The sequence below is a fragment of the Nitrospirota bacterium genome (assembly GCA_020851375.1).
Classification (GTDB): Bacteria; Nitrospirota; 9FT-COMBO-42-15; order HDB-SIOI813; family HDB-SIOI813; genus RBG-16-43-11.
Map to the genome: position 1 here is coordinate 1 of JADZCV010000012.1, position 22,386 is coordinate 22,386.

The following is a 22,386-nucleotide window of genomic DNA, read 5'->3' on the forward strand; positions in this document are numbered from 1 at the left end:
ACGCTTAACATCTGGTTAAATAAAACAAAACGGGGAAACCGGATGAACTTAAAGCCCTTTTAAAAAACGGTTGTTAAGAATTGCCAAGGCGAGGGTCGCGGGTTCAAATCCCGTTTCCCGCTCCAGGTTTTCCAAGTGTAATACTCATTAGACAAAGAATAGCTTTAACAAGCCCCTTGAAATGATGAATTTCCTGTTGACAAAGGTTAACATGTAGGTTAACATGGTTTGTGTGAGTAGAACCATCACTTTCTATAAAACATCCGATGGTAAATGTCCGATACAAGACTATCTCGATTCTTTGCCAGCAAAGGCAGCACAGAAGGTAACATGGGTTCTTAAACTCATAGAGGATTTGGATATTGTTCCATCTTCATATTTGAAGAAGCTTACCGGGACGGAAGAAATATGGGAATGCAGAATAACATTCGGTTCAAATGCCTATAGAATATTTTGTTTCTTTGCAGGAAATTCCGTAGTCGTGCTGACCCATGGATTAACAAAAAAGACTCAAAAGACACCAAAGACAGAAATAGAAATAGCTGAAGCCTATAGAAAGGATTTTCTGGAAAGGAGGACAAAACAATGAGTGATCTGAAAAAATATATAGATGAGAGAAAAAAAAGCGACAGGAAATTTGCCGCCAGATACGACGAAGGATACGAGCAGTTTAAGGTTGGGGTAATGCTCCGGCAAGCACGTGAAGCGGCAGGTCTGACCCAGGAGGAACTTGCCAGCAGGCTTAAAACCAAGAAGACCGCAATATCTAGGATAGAGAATCATGCTGAAGATATTAAACTGTCAACTTTAGAGAGAGTCGCTTCAGCATTAGGGAGACGCCTTGAGGTTAAAATCGCCTAATGCTGAATCCTCTCAAATAATGCCATTGAAAAACGGAGAATGGCGATAGGGAACACATTCCTTCCCTGCTTTAACGAAAGGTATAGCGGTAATAAAGATGGTGTTCCCAGAAATACCTGCAAAGGCATCAAAGAAACGTCAATCATTTTAAGTTATTCGTATTTTCGTATTAAAGTTAGCAAGTGGGTGCCAGGAGATGAGTTCCTGAAATTTCCTGCGATGCGATTAACAATCTATGCTATCGTCCTTAATATTTTGGAGAATGGTGATACGGAGATGAATGACAAATTGGCACTGTGAATTGAATGAATTGGGCTGGTGCGACTGGTTCGAGCAAAGAGCAGAGTGTCAGTCAACGCATATCATCGCCCGTATTGCAGCGGTTGATCGTGAACAGTTATTGCTCGTGGATCAGACGGGCCATTTCAGGGCAAAGCTGGCCGGCAGCTATCTGCACCGCCATCACCTGTCCCATGAAATGCCGTGCGTGGGCGACTGGGTGTGCCTGGAGAAGCAGTCAGGCGACTTCGGGGTGGTCCACGCGCTTTTAGAACGAAGGACTTCTCTTCGCAGAAAGTCGGCTGGGAACGTCATCGAATATCAGATGATAGCGGCGAACGTGGACTACGTGATTATCGTTCAGTCATGCCACTTTGATTTCAATCTGAGGAGGCTGGAACGCTATCTCGTCATGGTGATGGATGGCGGCGCTGAGCCGTACATCCTTCTCACGAAGACAGACCTGGTGGATACTTCTGTTCAGGCCGCGCAGTTGGCGGAAATACGCTCTGCCGGTATCACCGCGCCCATAGTAGCGTTGAGCAACGTGACGCGGGATGGTGTGGATGATTTCAAGCGGCTGTTGCTGCCTGGAAAGACCTATTGCTTCGTTGGGTCGTCAGGGGTCGGCAAGAGCACGTTGATTAATCAGTTGATTGGCCGTGAGATGTTGGAAACCAGGACTGTCAGCGGGACAGGTGAAGGGCGGCATACAACTGTTCGTCGTGAGCTGATTCGCCTCGAAGTAGGAGCACTGGTCATTGACAACCCGGGGATGCGTGAATTCGGCATTTTGAGCGCAGAAGACGGCATAGAGAGCAGCTATCCCGACATCACAACTCTAGCGTCCGGTTGCCGTTACCGGGACTGCAGCCATACAGCCGAGCCGGGCTGTGGCGTGCTTGAGGCCGTGCGTTCCGGCGAAATCAGCCGGAAGCACTTTGAAAATTACCTGAAACTCCGGAAAGAGTCCGAGTTCTACCAGATGTCCTATGCTGAAAAGAGAAAGAAGGATCGGGATTTTGGCAGATACATTAAATCGGCCAAAAAGGACTTGAAGAATTAATAGTGTATTTACGGCGGCACGCCAGCCATCCTGATATATGCTCTCCATGGAGGGATGTATATAAACGGATAGTGAGCAGGAAATGAAAGATAAGGTCATTTTCAGACCGGAAGCCGAAGATCCGGGATAGGAAGGCCATCAGCCTGAAGACTTTCTATGTACAGAGCTATGGCCTCTTTGATATTGGATATGGCCTCATCATAAGTATTTCCTTCAGAAATACATCCGGGTAAAGATGGAACAGTTACAGTATATCCCCCTTCTTCCTGTGGTTCAAAAATAACCTTGTAATATTTCTTAATCATTTTAACCCATCTCAACTTCTGTAACGTTTTATAGGCCAGTCACCTTATTATATGGATATGATGTCACATAATCAAGAAATATTGCCCACTCTCTTACTTTTTACAATAATCATACTGTCACCAAAATGTAACCGAATTTATCCGAAAGCACCTTAAAGGACAGAAAATACATAAACTGATAGAATGCCGGAATCCCTTGAAAATAAGGGGCCAGAGCAAATTCTGCAGACAGGAGGCCCACTTACAAAAAGTGTATAAATTGTCTTGCCAAGGCGAGGGTCGCGGATTCAAATCCCGTTTCCCGCTCCAGTACTTTCAGACATTACAAATCGCCAATCGTTATTTAAGAACACTTCGAGCGCGTTCGAAGAAGGTATGGGCTTCGATAGCAGATAGCCCTGTATCTTGTTACAATTCAAATCAATGAGGATTGCCAGCTGCTCTGCTGTTTCGACTCCCTCTGCGATCACATCCAGGCCCATAATGTGGGCCACCTCAACAATAGCCTTTGCAATTGCTGCATCATCCGGATTTAAAGCGATATTCCTGACAAAGGGCATCCCTATTTTCAGCATATCAATAGGCAGCTGCTTGAGATATTCAAAAGAAGAATAGCCTGTACCAAAATCATCTATTGATAGTCTGATACCTATGGCCTTTAACTCATGAAATATCTCCATGGCAGACCTGACATCCCCCATTACCATGCTCTCGGTCACCTCAAATTCCAGATATCCCGGCTCCAGCCTGGAATCTTTCAATATCCGTTTTACAGTGTCTGAAAAATCCTTCTGCTTAAGCTGGCGCATGGAAAGGTTTACAGAGATACTGACCGGCTTAAGACCCTTTTCCTGCCAGAACATATTCTGTGCACAGGCCTCAGACAATACCCACTCTCCAAGGGGCACAATGAGGCCGGAATCCTCGGCAAGGGGTATAAATGTTCCCGGAAAGACGAGTCCTCTTTCCGGACTCTGCCAGCGTACAAGGGCCTCAATACCGGTAATCTCACCTGTCACAATGTTAATTTGAGGTTGATAATGCAGCACAAACTCTTCATTTTTAAGCGCCTTGTGCAGCATACTATGGGTCTTCACTATCTCCATAGTCTTCGCATTCATGGCAGGTGTATAAAACTGATAGGTATTCTTTCCCTCTTCCTTTGCCCTGTACATGGCAACATCCGCATGCTTGAGGAGCGTTTCTGCTTCCTCGCCATCATCAGGAAATACGCTTATCCCAATGCTTGTTGTCACAAAAAACTCCTGGCTATTCAGGGTAAAAGGCTCCTCAAATTCTGAATATATCTTTTCAATTACTTTTGTAATATTTTCAACCTTCTGGATATCCTGTATAAGTATTACAAACTCGTCTCCGCCGTGCCTGGCCATCGTATCTGAGGAACGTACATGTTTTTTTACCCTCCTCACTACATTCCTGAGCAGATTGTCTCCTTCAGTATGTCCCATGGTATCATTAATATTTTTAAAGTTATCAAGGTCAAGGAAAAGTATTGCAGCAAGCTTATTGTACCGTTTTCCTTCTTCCAGAACATGGTTGAGACGGTCCATGAGAAGGGCCCTGTTGGGGAGTCCGGTTAGCTGGTCATGGTATGCCATTTTAAAGATGGCATCTTCCTCTATTTTCCGCTCAGTGATGTCGCTAATAACAGATATAAAACCGGTTAGATTGCCATCTTCATCGCGTTTATAATCCCAGTCCACCTCAATATCAATTATCCTTCCATCTTTTGTCCGGTCCTGCGTAATATACATGGTTGGGGGAGGTTGTTCAAGTACAAGCCTCTCCAGATAACCCTTCAATTTCACCCTTTCCTCATCTGATGCAACCATATCCCATATTGCCTTCCCAACCAGTTCATCATCCCTGTAGCCGTGCATCCTGGAATGGGCCAGATTGCTGAATGTAACAATTCCATTGATATCATTCTCCTGAATACCCTGAGGAATGGTCTTTACAATATATCTGTATCGTTGTTCACTCAGTCTGAGCCTCTCCTCAGCTGCCCTGCGTTCGACTGCATATTTCTCCTGTTCTATCTCCATGGCAATACGTTGTCCCAATATTTTAAGCACACTTTTCTCTTCATCTGTGAAGTTGTGCGGCTTATCATCGAGGAGGCACGTAACTGCAACTACATTGCCTGATCTGTCGAGGGATGGGAATCCACAGTATGAAAAGGCGTTATACTTCTTTAAGAAAGGGGCATCAGGAAATTTTTCTGCGACCTGATCATAGATGCGCATATCTTTCGTTTTTTTCACAGTTGCACAGGGCGAAGCACTGAGCGGACATCTGCCTGCCTCTGTAATAACCTCTCCGTTGACATAAACGCTGAGAAAATTCAGCACGTCACCCCGGATTTCCGACAGGCACACCACAGGAACGTTAAGGAAAACACCTATCAGGTGTGCTATACGCCCAAATACCTGGAGCGGATCTCCGGTAAGCAGCATGCCAAGTTCTACGACCTCCTGCAGACGATTTGGCTTAACCGGTGCCTCACTTTCATCCCTTGCAGATAATGTGTCAGGTTGAGGCTTTACCAACCTATCTTCCATAATTGATAACCCTTTGACAAATAAGAAATATTATCCCTTTTAATATAAATATATACACTTTCAGGTATGTAGTATCGGCCAAATAACTTGCCAGGAATAGGGGATTTTAATAAACATGCCTGGGCTCGCAAAGCTTCATAAAGCGGAATCGGGATTATGGATATAATTCTCGTTCTTATTAAACAATATCAAATAACGTCCGTACCCCTCTTTCTCAAGGTCCTCTTTGGGAATAAAGCGTATGGCAGCAGAATTTACACAGTATCGCAGACCAGCAGGCGGAGGTCCGTCAGGAAACAGATGGCCAAGATGCGATGAGGCATTCCTGCTCCTGACCTCAGTCCTCGTCATGAAATGACCCCTGTCAACCTTTTCCACTATATTCTCAGGCTCAAGCGGTCTCGTGAAACTCGGCCAGCCGGTGCCTGAGTCAAACTTGTCACGAGAGCTGAACAGCGGCTCTCCTGACACAATATCAACATAAATCCCTTCTCTCTTATTGTCCCAGTATTCATTGTCAAAAGGCCGCTCTGTTCCACTCTCCTGTGTGACCCTGAATTGCAATGGTGTCAGCCTCTTCCTTAGCTCCTCCTCAGACGGCCTCTGATATTGCCATAATTCCTTCAGGACCTGATCACGACCGGAATGCTTGCGATAGGATTTATATCTGAGGGCTTCTTTTTTGTAGTAATCCTGATGATATTCCTCAGCCAGGTAGAACTCAGTGATGGGCAGTATCTCGGTAACGACAGGTTTATCGTATCTTCCGGACTCGCCGATCTCCAGTTTAGACTTTTCTGCCAGCGCCTTCTGTTCTTCGGTATGATAAAAGATGGCAGTGCGGTATTGCGTCCCCCTGTCAACGAACTGACCACCTGCATCAGTAGGGTCTATCTGCCTCCAGAAGATATCAAGGAGCCTTTCATAAGTTATCTTTGACGGGTCATAGGTAATCTGAATGGCCTCTGCATGACCGGTATCCCCTTCGCACACCTCCTCATAAGACGGATCTTTAGTATGTCCGCCGGTGTAACCTGCAACTACATCAAGAACACCTTCAAGTCCTTCAAAAGGGGGCTCCATGCACCAGAAACAACCGCCTGCAAAGGTTGCCTTCTCTGATTTGACATCCATGACTATAGGATAAATCCCATTTGTCTATTTGTCTATGTCAAATTTTCAGAGTATTCAGAAATAGAGGTCTCTTTTGCCCTGCTCTATCTCATCAAGTTTCTTAATCGTTGCGTTCCTGAGTTTTGGGTCTTCTATAGATGCGGTTTGTGCGTGGATCAACTCTTCACCTGTCTTACGGAGTTCCTCATCTCCATAATCGAGCACGTATTCCTTAAAGCTCAGGATGGAATTGGGCAGGCAGAATCTTTGTATCTCTCCAGGCTTTGCGAACTCCATGAACTCATGGCCTGTCCTGCCTGTGCGGTAGCATGCGGTACAAAAGCTTGGAGCAAAACCATCCTTTGCAATGTGTTTTATGACTTCACCGGTAGTCCTTTTGTCTCCTGTGGTAAACTGGCCTTTGATGGCCTGATTCTGGATTCCCACTTCCGTGGGAATGACAGTTCCCATCCCCACCCTTTCTGCTGAGTAACCGCCGGGATATGTCCTTGAGTTTGTGCTAATCTGCGATACACCGATATGAAAAAGTCTGTCACGCAGCCCTGCATCCTCACGCGTGCTCAAAATTATGCCGGTATATGGTATTGCAAGCCTTAATATGGCGATAATCTTCATGAAGTCTTCATCGCTCACTGCATGGGGAGGGTTAACTGACAGCGGGGCGCCTGATGCAGGTTCTATCCTCGGCACTGACACTGTATGAGGCCCGACCCCATACTGCCTTTCCAACTCTCTTGCATGACGGAGCAGGGCAAGGACTTCAAACCGGTAATCATAGAGCCCAAACAATACCCCCATCCCGACATCATCAATGCCTGCCTCCATTGCACGGCCCAGGGCTGATATCCTGTAGTCATAATTGTGCTTGGGACCCGATGGGTGCATCTCTTTGTAGGTCTGTTTATGATATGTCTCCTGAAAGAGTTGATACGTGCCTATGCCGGTCACTTTTAATCTTCTGTACTCCTCAACCCCCAGCGGCGCAACATTAACATTTATGCGCCGGATCGAACCGTTATCCGCTCTTGTCGAATAAATTGCGGCAATTGACCTTTCAAGATAATCTATTGCAGATGTCCGCGGGTCTTCACCGGCTACCACGAGCACCCTCTTGTGTCCATCCCTTATGATAGCCTCGCACTCTGACCTTATCTCTACCTCAGTCAGAGTCTTCCGCTCTATCTCACTGTTATCTTTCCTGAATCCGCAGTAGAGGCAGTTGTTAATGCATTCACTTGTTAGATAAAGCGGGGCAAAGAGGACGAGCCTGTTTCCGTATATGGCCTTTTTCACCTCTTCTGCGGTGCTGTAGAGTAATTCTGTCAAGCCACGGTCTTTGCACTGAAGTAAGATTGCTGTCTCTTCAAGCGTTAAGCCATTAAGCTTCTTCGCATTTTCAATGATGCCTTCTATGTCTATAGCAGAGGCGTTTCGTGTTTTATTAAGTATCAGCTCAATTTCACTCGATAATCTCCGTTCAAATCCCCCCATCCCCCCTTTACCAAGGGGGGGTAATGTCCCCCCGGAAATGCCTATATCTGTCGGGGCCCTGCCAAGGGAATAAAGGAGCGATATTGTTTCCGATATCCTCTCCTGAATTTCTTTATTTTTTTCTCCCTTGCCTGGATAAATTGAATATAGTTTTCTAAATTTGTCCGGAGTCAGATTGATCATCATGGAATTGCCGCCGGCCATCAGGGCCTTTTCTGCACCTTCCCTTCCGAAGAGTGTCTCCACTGCTGATGTGACAAGGATATTACCGTCATGATGGACAAGCCTTGTCACTGCAATGACCTTCAGCATTGTATCCAAATCTGTTGTATTAGCGGATGCAAGCGGTGTCTGCGGATGTGCTATGAAAGGACCAAAAGAATACATCTCCGTGCCAAACGATTTGGCAAGCAATATGTCATTTAGCATATCCTCTTCACTCTGGCCTGGCAGGCCTGTGAGAGAACCTGTTGCAATGATATAACCCATGTCCCTGATCATCCGGAGGGTCTTTAGCCTGTTATCAAAATGAAGTGTTGTATGGAGCCTGCTGTAAATCTCCCTGTTCGATGTCTCAAACCTTAAAAGAACACCCCTGGCTCCTGCCTCATATAATCTCCTGTAGCATTCCTCATCCCGCTCTCCAATGCTGAGGAATATAAGCACACCATGCCTGGCTTTTATTCGTTGTATAATTTCTATCAACCTCTCTGTAGTGTAATAACCGTCCTCGCCTGACTGGAGTACAAAGGCCCGGAATCCTGATCCTTCTGCTGACAAGACCGCTGTGTCAACGATCTCATCTGCAGTCATCCTATATCTTTGAAGCCTGTCATTGTCTTTTCTAATTCCACAGTAAGCGCAGTCATTCTTACATATATTTGAAAATTCTATAATGCCATGCACGCAGGATGAATTCCTGTGAACCTTATGGCGTATCCTGTTGGCGGTCCTGTAGAGAAGATTAAGCTCATCCCTGTCCCTGCACCTCAATAGCGCAAGCAATTCATCTCTGGTAAGGCGCTCCCCTGCCTCCCCTTTGGTAATAATCCGCTCAATATTGGATTCAGTACTGACTGATGGAGAGGCCTTCCCTGCAAGCATCTCATCACGCTCTTTTAACTTAAAGAAAATATCTTCCCATTCATTGAGGATGCCGTGCGCCTCATCAGCCTCAACTGTCTGGACTATGAAACCACCCTGGGCATAGACGTAGTCCCCCACACTGACATCTCCGGCATCAACAAGGGCGGTCTTCTTCTCGCCGAAATATTCTATCAGGGCCGTGTTATTATTGATCTCTAATACTTTTCCAGGGATGGCGTAACACATGACGTTAACCTGTTAACCGTAAAAGGTGTGTATCAACTGAAGGCGGGTCTCCCTTAGCCTCTCTGATATTATCTTTGCAACCCTTCTCATTACAAGAAAGCCCATATGATAGTCCTTCTCTATCAGTTCCATCAGCCTCTTTCTGTCAACGGAAAAAACAGTGGAATCAACAACGCTCCTTGCAGCAGCAGTAAACCTGAATGGTTCCACAATGGCAGACCATCCAAAAGGCTCGGCAAACCTTGAGACAGTGTACACACTAAGGTATTTTCCACTCCCTACCCTGATATCTATGGATACCTTGCCATTCTTTAATATATAGAGATTATTAGCCGGGGCTTCTTCAGCAAATATGTAATCACCCGTCCGATAACTCTCCTCCCGGCATACCCCCTGTATTAATTTTAATTCTTCATCTGTCAGGTCTGCAAAAAACTCGATCCTTTTTAAGTCATCCAAAGATATCATGGCAGTGGTCCTCCTTAATTAAATAGGGACAGCGACTATTTATTTGTTGACCCATAGTTGACAGTTGCAGATAAATAGTCGCTGTCCCTATTTAATGCTAACTTTACAGCCTGTGGTATCAGGCCCTTACACCCTTCTGAAAGTCCAATCCCTGGAGCTATGTTGAATGCCGGTATGCCTATCAGCAAAATCTCCGGAATTTCCATTCCTAATGTATGCATCAGCTTTAAAACTGCGGCAAGCTCCATCTCGTGCAGGGAGCACTTGTCATCTGAGTTCAAACCCACCCTAACCCTGTCCCTGAGGGAGAGGGGATCGTGGAGTGTCGTCATGTACACATCACTATGCGACGTGTCGCCTTCAATTATTACTGTATCAACCACTATTACCCTGCTGTATCCTGACATCATGTCTATCAGGTCAATTCCGGGGGTCCCTCCATCAATGACATCAACATTATCCGGCAAATCTAATCCTTTTAGTTCATTGACAACCTCTATGCCAGCCCCGTCATCCCCCATGAGCGGGTTGCCAAGTCCGATTATAAGGAGTCTGCCGTTACTCAATGAATTTTACCTCAAGGAAATGTGTTGAGCATGAGATGCACGGGTCATAGGCCCTGACCAGCATTTCAAGCCTCCGTTCTATATCTCTCTTGGGAAGCTCCAGTATTGAAGGCACCATCGCCTCAATGTCCTTCTCAATATTCAGCAGATTCTGTCCGGTCGGTATTATGCAGTTAGCTGACCTTATAATCCCCTTTTCATCAGTCCCGTACTCATGATACAGAGAACCGCGCGGAGCCTCAACAACGCCAACACCTTTGCCTTCACGGGGTTCTATTGCAGGTACACCGCCTGTCCCTGAAAAAGGCGCTGAAGCCAGATTGGAAGAAAGGACATTCAGCAGTTCAAGGGAATCATATACTGAGTGCACACATTCCACAACCTGGGCAATATTATTCATAAACGGATTAGTGCAGGGGGGAATGAGACCAAGCCTCTTTGCCGCTTCCTTCGCCTTTTCTGAAATCCGGTCGTAATTGTTATTAATCCTTGCAAGGGCGCCGACCATAATGGAACTGCCTCCTGAGCGAACCTGTTTGGCCGTAGAGTAGGCTACTACATCTTCAGAAATAAACTCCCTGTACCGCTGAACCTCAAGCGGCGGATTATTCTTTGCATACAGGTGTCCATCGTAGAGGGCATAGTCTTCATCCCTTATTGAGCAATATTTTGTCGGCCTGCTGAACTCAGGCATCCTGTGCTCTTCAAAAAATTTCACGGTCTCTTCCATATCAGGTATCATGCCTTCCAGGATCCTTCGCACCTCATCGAGATCTTTGACAGCAGGCGGCTTTGTAAACCCTCCGACTACCATTCCAATGGGGTGTATGTGCCTCCCCACAAGGAACCTGCATATGTCATTTGCCGCCTTCTTTAATCCAAGACCGCGCTTAATCAGCTCCGGATTTGACGAGGCAAGCGGGATGACTGAACCAGCGCCAAAAAGGTCAGGGGCAACAAGCAGATAAATATGAAGTATGTGGCTCTGCAGGAGCTCTGCATGCAGCAACACCTTCCTGAGAAGCACCACATTCTCAGAGGGGGTAAAGCCGAGGGCATCCTCACAGGCCTTAATGGAGGCAGCAGTGTGACTTATAGCGCATATGCCGCATATCCTCGCTGTAATGGGCGGGGCCTCCAGTATATTCCGCCCCAGGAGCATGACCTCAAAAAACCGTGGCGACTCGACTATCTCGAGACGGAGCTCTTCAATCCTCCCCTCTTTGATATTGAGGACTATATTGCCATGCCCTTCAACCCTTGTAATATGATGAATGTTTATATCATGGGACATTGTTAGCTCCTGAGACAACCTCTAATCCATTAAATATGCGGAATTTTCCCGTGATCTCTTCCCTGGAATAACCCTTCTCCATCAAAATAGTATATAGGGATTCGACATTCGGATCTGAGATGAGCCCCCTGCATCCTGCGCACGGGTCCCTGAATGTTGGACATATGGCGCCACACCCTGCCCTTGTCACAGAGCCAAGACACCACTTCCCTTCTTCAACAAGGCATACATTCCCCTTTGACCGGCACTCAACACAGACAGGATAATCAGGGACTTTCGGTTTTATCCCAATGAGCAGTGACTGGACAAACCGCAGGAACTCCCCCTTATCTATAGGACAGCCAGGGATGACAAAATCAACAGGTACTATATCCTTAACCCTTTTTGTGGGCAGCGTATCCGCAAAATAATCCATTCGTCCGTAAACAGCAGGAAGCCATGACGCCTGAGGCTGGAATACTTTTAACGCATTAACACCCCCGAGGTCTGCACATGCGCCAAATGCAACAAGGACCTTTGCCCTTGCCCTTATCTCCTTTAATTCTTCAATGTCAGATTCCCTTGTGATAGAACCCTCAATAAAGGCAATGTCATAATCATCCCTTTTCTCATCAATCGCCTCACGGAAGTTGACGATTTCTATAAACCCCAAAAGCGTTGGCAGCTCCTCCTCAAGGTTCAACACCTGGAGCTGACATCCCTCACAGCTTGCAAAACTAAAAAACGCAACCTTAGGCTTCATCTGAAAATGCTCCTATATACCCGTCACTCCCACGGAACCTGTCCCCGCAGTATTTAAGCGGGGAGTGGGAATCCAGAACTAAGCCATCGGTCTGGATTCCCGCTTACGCGGGCATGACGTTTTCATGACCCCTGGTGAGCCCTGAGCTGTGAGCTTGTCAAACAGTCGAAGGGCTCACGACAGTCCATTTGAAAACCCACCCTCACCTTATCCTCTCCCTGCGGAAGAGGGAATTTGCTTTACTATCTCCTGCTCATTGCTCATTGCTTTCAACTCATTGCCATATATTACAGCGCTTCCTGTAGCTTCCTTGCGTCCCTGTACGACATCACTGGCCCGTTCTGGCACAGATAAATCCCGTTTATCTGGCAGTGACCACACTTCCCAATGCCACAACGCATCCTTCTCTCAAATGACATAAATATATTCCCCTCAAATATGCCCTTTGCAAGGAGTTCTGCAACAACAAATCTGTACATAACAGGCGGTCCGACTACAGCTGCTATCGTATTCAGCGGATCCACATCAACGTATTTAAAAAGCCCTGTTATGACCCCCACATGCCGTGTCCAGCCGGTCTCCGCAAGGTCTACTGCTATGTAGGTCTCGATTGAAGGATCATCCTCCCATTTCATGACCTCATCCTTAAATAATATATCCTTTGGCCTCTTGGCGCCAATCAGGATCGTCACTCTGCCATATTTCCACCTGTGATGGATTATATAGTTTATAAGCGACCGAAGTGGGGCAAGCCCGAGCCCCCCGGCAACGATCAGTATATCCTTTCCGTCTATTTTCTCCATCGGAAACCCATTACCGAACGGCCCCCTTATCCCGATCCTGTCATTCAGTGATAGTTTGTGCACAGCCCCTGTAAGATTACCCACTGAACGGATACAAAGTTCAAAGGACTCCCCTGAGCCGACAGGGGAAGATGTAATGGATATCGGGGCCTCGCCAATTCCCAGCATCGAGAAGATAACAAACTGACACGGCCTGTACTGAAGGTTACCCCCATCGTTCAGCCTGATGGTAAATAGCTTTTCCTTATCAGTAAGCTCTCTTATATCAGTTATAGTTGCAGGTCTCGGCAGCAGATTAGATCTCTCCATGCCCCTTTTTCCTTTCCATGACATGGTTGTAAATGTCAATGATGCTAATATCCGCTATACAATGCTCTATGCACCGGCCGCATCCGATACATCCTGACCTTCCGAATCTCTTCTTCAGATATACCTCTTTCTTGAACACCCTGTGCCTCACCCTCTCAGATGCCTTATGCCGGAAATTCTCACCTGTGGCCACCTCACAGAAGTCTTGTATCTGGCATCCATCCCAGCGCCTGTACCTCACCCCGGTTTCCATATCAGGACAGACCTCATCCACTACATCAAAGCAGTAACAGGTTGGGCATACGATGACACAAGCCCCGCATGAGAGACACTTCCTGCCCTCAGCCTCCCATATGGCACCATCATATTCGTCTTTCAGTACATGTGACAGACGGTTTATATCACCATGTATCTTCTTTGTAAATGACGACTCCCTTTCCCAGTTGGCCTTCATTAGTCCTGTCTTGTCAGAGTACCCTGCCTTACTAAAGGCCTTACTCTTCTCAATGATCTTCCTGCCAATATCAGTAGCAGCTGTGACAAAAAACCTGTTACCCAGGTCTGTAAAAAGAATGTCAAATCCCCTGTCAGCCTTGTGACATCCCTTATCAAAACAGAGTATATTCTCCCTGCAGGGGCAGGCACAGTCATAGCCAATAATAATGGAAGACCTTCTCCTGGCAAGGTAATTGGCATCCGAGGGCTCCTCTGCCAGGACCTCATCCATGATGTTGATCGCATTAATATCGCATGGATGTACAAAGAGGATGACCTGATTGCGGAAGGCATTAACAGGCCTGGTCTCTGTCAGGTCGCTAAGCTTAAACCTCAGGAGGACTTCATTGTTAGGGTATATCCACTTTACAGGCGGGAGGATCGTCGTATCGTAATTGTGCACGATCTTTGAGGGATCATCAACCTGCTCAAAGATATAACGGTTATCCTTCTCAACAGGGGCTATTACATCGTAATCCTGCAGGAGCTCAAGGATAAACTTGTTTACATCCCCGTACTCTATAATCGCATCCATGCGCCTTAACTCCGGAATAAGTTCTATTTTACGTGTTTCATGACAATGTCATAATTGTTAACCACATTCAATTTCTTAAACAGAAAATCAAACTTGTCTTCGAGCTCCCTGCCTATTTTATTCTTAACATCCTCCGGGAGTGTCCAGAATTTCTCTTTGAACGGGCCAAACCCCTTCTTGCGGGTCTTGTAGATGAACTGCTCATCAGACTCCCCGCTCTTTTTCTCTTCAGCACAGGCCTGTCTCAGGTGATTATAGATCTCTTCCCTGAAATCACGCGGAAATGCCGCGCTGTCATAAGTCATATTCTGAAACCCTGTTGCAAGATGCACCTCTGCTGTGCCTGTCTCAGGAAACCTGTGAAACGCCTCGTCAGGCAGGGTAGACGCCCCATGCTGGACAGCGCCTGAGAGACCATACACCTCTCTTGCAACTTTTGATATATTACCGAGTGTATCAAAGTCAAGCTTTACCTTTGCAACTGTGCCATCAGGGAGGGGCACTCCGCCGTGTGTTGTCCCAGTCTGGACACTGATCTTGCTGATCCCCTTCAATGAAGCGCCCTTGCCGGCAAGGGCATCCCTGTATCCGTCCATAAATGCCCTGAGCTCTTCCACAGTGCTGTTCTTTCCTCCTACCTCACCTATCTCACCGCCGACTGATACAGTAACCCCCTGCGGTTCAAGTTGTCTTATGCAGGCAGTAAGTTCAGCGGCTATCTCAAAGTTAAGCCGCTGCTGCCCCTTAAGATCAGGCTTTGAAAGGTCAACGAGGGTCGAGGTATCTATATCTATATTGTAAAATCCCGCCTCAATCGCCTCCTTGATAAGGCTCTTTAGTCCTTCGATCTCCTTTTGAGGATCCTGCTGATACTTTTTCGCATTAGCCTGAAAGTGGTCTCCCTGTATGAACACAGGCCCTTTGTAACCCTCTTTCACTGCCGCTGCAAGCATAACCACTGCATACTCATCCGGTGATTGCCCTGTATACCCTATCTCTGATTTGGCTATCTCAAAAATAAATGTTCCTGAATTATTTTTCTTAGCCGCGCGTATCACAGCCCTTGCCACGTCATAACTGAGCCCGCGGATGTTGATGGCAGGTACAGTAAAACCTTCCACTTCACCCCTGCCCATCGCTTCATAGAGCCCCTGAATAGAGGCTGACTTCGCACCAAGCTCCTCTGAAATAGCCCGGATCAGCCACCTGACCATACCCTTAATCTCCGGGTTATTATTAAATACTGCATTAAACACCAGCTTATCTATGAGCTTATCCCGTACACCAGCCGCATCTTTCACCTTTACCCTGCCGGCATCTATTTCTGCAAGACCGTTTAATGATTCAAACACCTCCTGTGTGCTCTTGTATCCCATAACTCTCCCCCCTTATATCTTTTCGAGATTAATATCTGTTACCTTGTTTACAATAATATCAGCCATTTTTAACCTGTCAGGATTGTATGTGTTTGTGACAGCAGCACAAAGCATACCTGCCGCTTTTGCCGCCTCGATACCCGCTATGGAGTCTTCTATTACCAAACAGTCAGCAGTCGTTATCGGCTGCCTGCTTATTTCGTTTAATTTGTTGAGCGCCTTGTTGAAACACTCAGGATTTGGTTTGCCTTCACTAACATCCTCAGCGCTTACAATTATGTTAAACGCCGGTCTGATTCCGGCCCCTTCAAGGATAAACTCTATTTCATGACGCAGGGCGCCTGACGCTATTGCAAGGAGATATTTCTTTGATGAGCTCTCAACGAATTCCACTACCCCGGGATATATAAAAAGATTATCCTTTATATAATCCATAAGGTAAATAGTCTTTTTATCTATGAGAGATTGAATGTGCCCGAAGTTTGGATCAAAGCCGTTAGACTTAAGCACTGTACTGAAACAGCCCTTGTCATCCATGCCAAGGTATATCTCATAATAATCCCTCTCGCTTATCGTCAATCCCATTTCTCCGAGCACCTTCTGGAACATCTTCAGGTGGACAGGCTCGCTATCAGTAATGACCCCATCGAAATCGAAGATTATGGCCTTTAGCATGAATAACGCAATATAACATGACCTTCAATCTATTGCAATATCTGAATGCTATGTCTTATAATACCCATTATGGACAAGATGATAATTGAGACGCTGGTTGCAGGACCATTTCAGTCCAATATCTTTATACTTGGCGATGAAGAGACGCGGAACGCTGTTGTCATTGACCCCGGTGATAACACAGTGGACATTTCAGGCATCCTGAAGAAAAATACACTGAGCCTGAAAAACATCCTGCTGACCCACGGACACATAGATCATGTAAGTGGTGTCAAGGCCCTGAAAGAGGAGACAGGGGCCAAGGTATTCCTGCATAAAGAGGACCTTTTTCTCTATGAAAAATTACAGACGCAGGCATCTTTTTTCGGCATAACTGCTGAAGAGGTTGTAGAAATAGACAATTTCCTTGAAGACGGTGTGGAGATAGGTGACGGGATTTTAAAGTGCCGGGTAATACACACTCCCGGACATACACCGGGCAGCGTAAGCTTTCATTTCCCGTCCGGAATCCTGTTTACCGGTGATACCCTTTTCAGGTGGGGCATAGGCAGGACAGACCTGTGGGGAAGTTCCCATGTAGATCTCATGACATCAATCAGGGAAAAGCTGTTTATGCTTGATGACAAGACCAGGGTTTACCCGGGTCATGGTCCGGCAACGACTATTGGCGCGGAGAAGCGGGACAACCCCTTCCTTAAACCGCTAAACCTTTGACGAAAAAGATAATGCGTTCCTCGTCATGAGTGAAACGAAATCACAGAAGTTGGGTAAGAAGGAGAGTGTATGGTACATGAGGTTTTAGAACATCATCATCATGATGACAAGGGCAAGAAGGTAAAGTGCCTGTCCTGCGGAAGTCCTTATGAGGGATTCTTCTGTTTTGATTGCCACTCTCTCCTTTCATTCTCAGGAGATATGGATTATTTTGCCATGCTTCAGGTTGAAAAGAGGCCTGTCGTGGACACCGTCAGATTGAAAGAGAATTTTCTGAGGTTGAGCGAGTATCTCCACCCGGATAAATACTATAACTCATCAGCGGATGTTCAGGAACTGGCCCTTAAATCATCATCTCTACTCAATAAGGCATATTCCACCCTGAAAGACCCAAAAGAGCGGATAAGGTATCTGATAAGTCTCGAAAGCGACAGAGAGGCGCCTGTATCAAAGCATGCCTCAGCAGAGACCATGGAGTTTTTTATAGAGGCAAGCGACGTCTGCGCTGAAATTGATAAGTTTTCAAAGAAAGAAAAAGGAGATGAAACTCTACGGCAGGTTCATCTCAGAAAACTTAATGAACTTAAGAAAGAGGCTGCAAACAGGTGGGAAGGTGTATTAAATGAGATTGCGGCGCTGGATAAGGAATGGCTTTCAGTCTCAGGCGAAAACAAGAGAACAAAGGTCCGGCGGCTGATAGTATTGTCTCATGAGATCTCCTATTTATCCAAACTGCAGTCGTTGATTGATGAGCTGATTGTGGCAATAAGTTAGGCAGGCCTGATGGAGAGTCGTATTTAGAATGGGCAGAATAATCGGCATAGACCTTGGAACAACAAATTCAGCTGCAGCTGTTGTTGAAGACGGAAAGCCTGTAATCATCGCGGATGCAGACGGACAGAGGCTTACCCCGTCTGTTGCAGCCTTTGCCGGAGGTGCTGAACCGATTATAGGACACAATGCAAACAGACAGCGCATACTCAATCCCGGTAAGACAATCTATTCTGTCAAAAGATTTATAGGACGCAGGGGTTCTGATATCAGGGATGAAGACATGTTTGTCTCATATCCTGTTACAGGCAGCGGGGAAGAACCTGTCACTATCCTGATAGATAACAGACACTACCTTCCTGAAGAGATATCTGCCCTCGTATTGAGCAAGCTCAGGAAAGATGCAGAGCGTTATCTTGGTGAAACCGTTGACCGGGCTGTCATCACAGTGCCTGCATACTTCAATGACGCCCAGCGTAATGCCACCAAAAAGGCCGGAGAGATCGCAGGCCTGAAGGTAGACAGGATCATCAATGAACCCACTGCAGCAAGCCTTGCATACGGCATTGACAAAAAGCTCGATGCAAAGATTGGTGTATATGACCTTGGCGGAGGGACATTTGATATCTCAATCCTCGATATAAAAAAGGGGGTCTTTCAGGTCTTGTCAACCTGCGGTAACACGCGCCTCGGAGGAGATGACATAGACCGAAGGCTGATAGACTTCCTGCTTGGCAGGATCGCTTCAGAAGGAGGAGGCGACCAGTCAGGAAATCTTATGGTATTAAGCAGGATACGGGAAGAGGCTGAGAAGGCCAAGTGCGCCTTATCCTTTCAGGAAGAAGTGGAGATATCCATACCATTTCTTACCTCAACATTCAGCTTCAAATACAAACTTACACGCAAGGATTTTGAAGAACTTGTCAGGGACATCATTGACCGTACAAGGAAACCATGCCTGCAGGCTATGATGGATGCCAAACTGAGACCGGATGAAATTGATGAGGTCATACTGGTAGGCGGTTCAACGAGAATCCCATTGGTCCAGCAGCTCGTGGAAGATATCTTCGGGAAGAAGCCCAGCAGATCGGTCAATCCAGACGAGGCCGTGGCCCTTGGGGCCGCAATCCAGGCCAATATAATGTCAGGTCATATCTCAAATCTTCTCCTTCTTGACGTTACGCCCCTTTCGCTCGGCATAGAAACCTACGGCGGCTTCATGAATGTCATAATACCGAGAAACACCACAATACCGACCAGGGCAGGCGAGCTCTTTACCACAGCAGTAGATAACCAGTCCGCGGTAACAATACACGTACTTCAGGGTGAGCGCCAGATGTCCTCTGATAACTGGTCACTCGGAACCTTTGCGCTCGAAGACATCACACCGGCGCCTGCAGGTGTCCCCCGCATTGGAGTCCAGTTCACCATTGATGCAGACGGCATACTCCATGTACTTGCAAGGGATGTCAACACAGGCAGGGAAACCGTCGTTCAGATGAAGTCAACTATTGATGCATCAAAAGAGCAGGTTGAGGCGATGGTGCGGAACTCTATTGAACATCAGAAAGAAGATGCTGCAAAGAAGGAGCTGTTCGATGCAAAGGTTGAGGCAGACAAGGTGTTGACGGCAACAAGAAAGGCGCTGAATCAATGCAGTCATTTATTGAAAGCAGATGAGCTGGCATTAATTGGAGCTGCCATCAGCGACACCGAGGCTGCCATAGGCAGAAATGACACGGATGGAATCAAGGCGTGTACCACGAGGCTTAATCAGGCAACCGAGCGCCTGGCGTCATTATTGTTAGGTGAAACTGCAAAAGAAGTGGTGGAGAAAAAAAGCCGGGGGCAGACATCTACGTAAGTCAGGAGCATTTTCGAGTGAACCGTCATGAACCCTTCGACTGTTCGGCACGCTCACAGCTCAGGGCTCACAAAGGCAGATGAAAATCCCCCTTAGTCCCCCTTTACAAAGGGGGAAATCAGTTCCCACACTGTACAAAGGGGGAAAGTAATTCTTCTCTGTATAAAAGGGGGAAATCAGCTCCCCCCTTTATTAAAGGGGGGAGAGGGGGGATTTGAACGGAGATTTTCGGTTGAACCGTCATGAGCCTCAGGCTCACCAGGGTTCATGAAAACGTCATTCCCGCGTAAGCGGGAATCCAGACCGAGGCCTGGTTCTGGATTCCCACTCCCCGCTTAAGTAATGCGGGGACAGGTTCCGTGGGGATGACGGGTACTTAGGAGCATTTTCAGATGAAACATATATTGCCTTACAAGGGTGTCTACCCAAAGATTCATGAAACAGTCTTCGTAGTCGAATCAGCCATAATCATTGGCGACACGGAGATTGGAGAATACTCAACTGTATGGTTCAACGCCGTTGTCCGCGGTGATGTCAATTTCATCCGGATAGGGAGCCGTACCAACATCCAGGACCTCTGCATGCTTCATGTAACAAAAAATACCCATCCGCTTATACTCGGTAGTGAAATAACCGTCGGCCACTCTGTGACGCTTCATGGCTGCACAATAAAGGACAGGTGCCTTATAGGGATGGGTGCAACCATTCTCGACGGCGCAGTCGTAGGAGAAGACTGCATCATTGGAGCCGGCGCCCTTGTCACAGAAGGCTCAATAATTCCGCCCGGGACACTTGCCATTGGAATGCCGGCAAAACCGAAGCGTGACCTTACTGATACAGAAAAGGCAAGGATAAAACAATCGGCACAGAATTACATTGATTATGCGCGAAACTACGGGATCTGAGATCTGCCTATGAAATCCTACCGTGAAGAGCTCTGGTTTGAGACTAAAAGCCGGAGGGCATATATCAATATCACCTCTCATGTGAACGAGTCGCTTCGAAAGAGCGGGATACAGGAAGGGCTCTGCCTTGTAAACGCAATGCACATCACCGCAAGCGTATTCATCAATGACGATGAGCAGGGGCTGCTGCAGGATTACGACGATTTTCTCGAACGCCTTGCCCCTAACGAGCCCCATTCGCAATACAGGCACAACAGGACAGGCGAAGACAATGGTGACGCACATATCAAACGGCAATTCATGGGGCGTGAGGTGGTTGTTGCAGTCACAAACGGCAAACTTGATTTTGGGCCCTGGGAACAGATATTCTATGGTGAATTCGACGGCCGGAGAAGAAAACGCGTATTAGTCAAGATAATCGGGGAATAGAATTACACAACACTGGGAGGTGACAGGATGAAAACAGAAAAAGGGGTCAGTCAATCAGGATTTTATCAGTTTTATCCGTTAGTCCCTGCAGTAATTGTAGTTAAATCAGGCACTGAACTGGATGCCCTTGCCTGTGCATGGTATTCTGCCCTCTCTTTTGATCCACCCCTGTTTGCAGTATCTATAGCGCCAAAACGGTATTCTTACAATTTGCTGAAGAAGAGCGGTGAGTTCACTGTCAATTTTCTCGAATTCGACAAGACAGGCACAATAGCAGCTCTTGGAAGGACCTCAGGCAGGGAACTTGACAAGTTCTCTGCTTACCGCATAAAGACGCTTCCATCAACAAAGGTAAAGACACCTGTGCTCAAAGAGGCATACGCTGCTTACGAGTGCAGGATAGTTAAAAGAATCCGGACCGGGGATCATGACCTCTTCATAGGTGAAGTCCTTGCTGTACACTATAAGGAGAAGGCATTTGACAAGAAGAAAAAAATCCCAAATCTGTCAAAACTGACCCCTGCCCTATATCTGGGGGCAGATCACTATGCCGGCATAAAGTCGTTCTCAGAGGTCAGGATCGGCAAGGAAGAAGTGACGGGAAGGGGCTTTAAGCCCAAGAATAATCAGAAAAATCGTGAATAAGACCAGGATAGAATTTTCTTGTGAACCATCATGAGCCCTGCGACCGTTCGGCACGCTCACAGCTCAGGGCTCACCAGGGTTCATGAAAACGTCATTCCCGCGCAAGCGGGAATCCAGACCGGGGCCTGGTTCTGGATTCCCACTTGTGTGGGAATGACGGGTGAAAAATCCTGCGGGGACAGGTTCCGTGGGAATGACGGGTACACAGGTGCATTTTCAGGTGAAACGTCATGAGCCCTGCGACCGTTCGGTACGCTCACAGCTCTGGGCTCACCAGGGTTCATGAAAACGTCATTCCCGCGTAAGCGGGAATCCAGACCGGGGCCTGGTTCTGGATTCCCACTTGCGTGGGAATGACGGGTGAAAAATCCTGTGGGGACAGGTTCTGTGGGAATGACGGGTACTTTGGAGCATTTTCAGGTGAAACGTCATGAGCCCTTCGACTGTTCGACAAGCTCACAGCTCTGGGCTCACCAGGGTTCATGAAAACGTCATTCCCGCGTAAGCGGGAATCCAGACCGGGGCCTGGTTCTGGATTCCCACTTGTGTGGGAATGACGGGTGAAAAATCCTGCGGGGACAGGTTCCGTGGGACTGACGGGTACTTAGGAGTATTTTCGAGTGAAACATTCCGGCTGGATAAAAAGGTCTCCGATGCTTTCAGCGAGGTCACACTTTGCTGTAGCATCCTGCAAAGGGAAGATATATGTCTTCGGCGGCGGTGGCATCGGTTTTTCAAGCCTCAA

The 22,386-nt window shown here is 47.0% G+C and carries 22 protein-coding genes; 10 read left to right on the plus strand and 12 right to left on the minus strand.

The features are described 5' to 3' along the window. Positions 1 to 223 precede the first annotated feature (223 nt). From IT393_02840 to rsgA, 3 genes are all read left to right on the plus strand, one after another. Positions 224 to 589 (plus strand): type II toxin-antitoxin system RelE/ParE family toxin, encoded by a 366-nt coding sequence (locus IT393_02840; protein MCC7201588.1) that lies wholly within the window; start codon positions 224 to 226, stop codon positions 587 to 589. Continuing rightward, positions 586 to 861, plus strand: coding sequence for a helix-turn-helix transcriptional regulator (locus tag IT393_02845; protein MCC7201589.1), 276 nt, complete (start codon positions 586 to 588; stop codon positions 859 to 861). Before IT393_02840 ends, IT393_02845 begins: the two co-directional genes overlap by 4 nt. A 280-nt stretch (positions 862 to 1,141) precedes the next feature. Further along, the gene (gene rsgA / locus IT393_02850; GenBank protein ID MCC7201590.1) at positions 1,142 to 2,206 is read left to right on the plus strand and encodes a ribosome small subunit-dependent GTPase A; all 1,065 of its coding nucleotides are present in this window, start codon (positions 1,142 to 1,144) and stop codon (positions 2,204 to 2,206) included. 101 nt (positions 2,207 to 2,307) lie between these two features. Here rsgA and IT393_02855 read toward each other — a convergent pair whose 3' ends face one another. The 12 genes from IT393_02855 to IT393_02910 all read right to left on the minus strand — a co-directional run bounded on the left by IT393_02855 (position 2,308) and on the right by IT393_02910 (position 16,313). After that, on the minus strand, positions 2,308 to 2,511 hold the full coding sequence (locus IT393_02855) for a type II toxin-antitoxin system HicB family antitoxin (GenBank protein MCC7201591.1): 204 nt from the start codon (positions 2,509 to 2,511) through the stop codon (positions 2,308 to 2,310). 287 nt (positions 2,512 to 2,798) lie between these two features. Further along, positions 2,799 to 5,093, minus strand: a complete 2,295-nt coding sequence (locus tag IT393_02860; protein MCC7201592.1) for an EAL domain-containing protein — start codon at positions 5,091 to 5,093, stop codon at positions 2,799 to 2,801. Positions 5,094 to 5,228: 135 nt separating this feature from the next. Continuing rightward, on the minus strand, positions 5,229 to 6,227 hold the full coding sequence (msrA, locus tag IT393_02865; protein MCC7201593.1) for a peptide-methionine (S)-S-oxide reductase MsrA: 999 nt from the start codon (positions 6,225 to 6,227) through the stop codon (positions 5,229 to 5,231). A 54-nt stretch (positions 6,228 to 6,281) separates the two neighbouring features. Then, positions 6,282 to 9,050, minus strand: coding sequence for a [FeFe] hydrogenase H-cluster radical SAM maturase HydG (gene hydG / locus IT393_02870; protein MCC7201594.1), 2,769 nt, complete (start codon positions 9,048 to 9,050; stop codon positions 6,282 to 6,284). Between the two features lie 12 nt (positions 9,051 to 9,062). After that, on the minus strand, positions 9,063 to 9,518 hold the full coding sequence (locus IT393_02875; GenBank protein ID MCC7201595.1) for a cyclic nucleotide-binding domain-containing protein: 456 nt from the start codon (positions 9,516 to 9,518) through the stop codon (positions 9,063 to 9,065). A gap of 35 nt (positions 9,519 to 9,553) precedes the next feature. Next, positions 9,554 to 10,084, minus strand: a complete 531-nt coding sequence (locus IT393_02880) for a hydrogenase maturation protease (GenBank protein MCC7201596.1) — start codon at positions 10,082 to 10,084, stop codon at positions 9,554 to 9,556. Beyond that, on the minus strand, positions 10,077 to 11,378 hold the full coding sequence (locus tag IT393_02885) for a Ni/Fe hydrogenase subunit alpha (GenBank protein MCC7201597.1): 1,302 nt from the start codon (positions 11,376 to 11,378) through the stop codon (positions 10,077 to 10,079). Before IT393_02885 ends, IT393_02880 begins: the two co-directional genes overlap by 8 nt. Continuing rightward, positions 11,368 to 12,120 carry an NADH:ubiquinone oxidoreductase gene (locus IT393_02890; protein MCC7201598.1) on the minus strand — a complete coding sequence of 251 codons (753 nt, stop codon included), beginning with the start codon at positions 12,118 to 12,120 and terminating at the stop codon, positions 11,368 to 11,370. Before IT393_02890 ends, IT393_02885 begins: the two co-directional genes overlap by 11 nt. Positions 12,121 to 12,407: 287 nt before the next feature. Further along, positions 12,408 to 13,256 (minus strand): FAD/NAD(P)-binding protein, encoded by an 849-nt coding sequence (locus IT393_02895; protein ID MCC7201599.1) that lies wholly within the window; start codon positions 13,254 to 13,256, stop codon positions 12,408 to 12,410. Further along, positions 13,219 to 14,262: a 4Fe-4S dicluster domain-containing protein gene (locus IT393_02900; GenBank protein MCC7201600.1), complete on the minus strand. Its 1,044-nt coding sequence runs from the start codon at positions 14,260 to 14,262 to the stop codon at positions 13,219 to 13,221. Before IT393_02900 ends, IT393_02895 begins: the two co-directional genes overlap by 38 nt. A gap of 23 nt (positions 14,263 to 14,285) precedes the next feature. Then, on the minus strand, positions 14,286 to 15,638 hold the full coding sequence (locus tag IT393_02905) for a class II fructose-bisphosphate aldolase (protein MCC7201601.1): 1,353 nt from the start codon (positions 15,636 to 15,638) through the stop codon (positions 14,286 to 14,288). 12 nt (positions 15,639 to 15,650) lie between these two features. Further along, the gene (locus IT393_02910) at positions 15,651 to 16,313 is read right to left on the minus strand and encodes an HAD family phosphatase (protein ID MCC7201602.1); all 663 of its coding nucleotides are present in this window, start codon (positions 16,311 to 16,313) and stop codon (positions 15,651 to 15,653) included. A gap of 78 nt (positions 16,314 to 16,391) precedes the next feature. On the opposite strand from IT393_02910, the gene IT393_02915 reads away from it, so the two are divergent. The 7 genes from IT393_02915 to IT393_02945 all read left to right on the plus strand — a co-directional run. Further along, positions 16,392 to 17,027 (plus strand): MBL fold metallo-hydrolase, encoded by a 636-nt coding sequence (locus tag IT393_02915; protein ID MCC7201603.1) that lies wholly within the window; start codon positions 16,392 to 16,394, stop codon positions 17,025 to 17,027. Positions 17,028 to 17,096: 69 nt separating this feature from the next. After that, the gene (gene hscB, locus IT393_02920) at positions 17,097 to 17,801 is read left to right on the plus strand and encodes a Fe-S protein assembly co-chaperone HscB (protein ID MCC7201604.1); all 705 of its coding nucleotides are present in this window, start codon (positions 17,097 to 17,099) and stop codon (positions 17,799 to 17,801) included. A 28-nt stretch (positions 17,802 to 17,829) separates the two neighbouring features. Beyond that, positions 17,830 to 19,662: a molecular chaperone DnaK gene (dnaK, locus tag IT393_02925; GenBank protein MCC7201605.1), complete on the plus strand. Its 1,833-nt coding sequence runs from the start codon at positions 17,830 to 17,832 to the stop codon at positions 19,660 to 19,662. A 392-nt stretch (positions 19,663 to 20,054) separates the two neighbouring features. Then, positions 20,055 to 20,567: a gamma carbonic anhydrase family protein gene (locus IT393_02930; protein MCC7201606.1), complete on the plus strand. Its 513-nt coding sequence runs from the start codon at positions 20,055 to 20,057 to the stop codon at positions 20,565 to 20,567. A gap of 9 nt (positions 20,568 to 20,576) precedes the next feature. After that, the gene (locus IT393_02935; GenBank protein ID MCC7201607.1) at positions 20,577 to 20,996 is read left to right on the plus strand and encodes a YjbQ family protein; all 420 of its coding nucleotides are present in this window, start codon (positions 20,577 to 20,579) and stop codon (positions 20,994 to 20,996) included. A 27-nt stretch (positions 20,997 to 21,023) separates the two neighbouring features. Beyond that, positions 21,024 to 21,641, plus strand: coding sequence for a flavin reductase family protein (locus IT393_02940; protein ID MCC7201608.1), 618 nt, complete (start codon positions 21,024 to 21,026; stop codon positions 21,639 to 21,641). A gap of 620 nt (positions 21,642 to 22,261) precedes the next feature. Then, positions 22,262 to 22,386 (plus strand): hypothetical protein (locus IT393_02945; protein MCC7201609.1); only part of this gene is annotated, 125 nt, incomplete at its 3' end.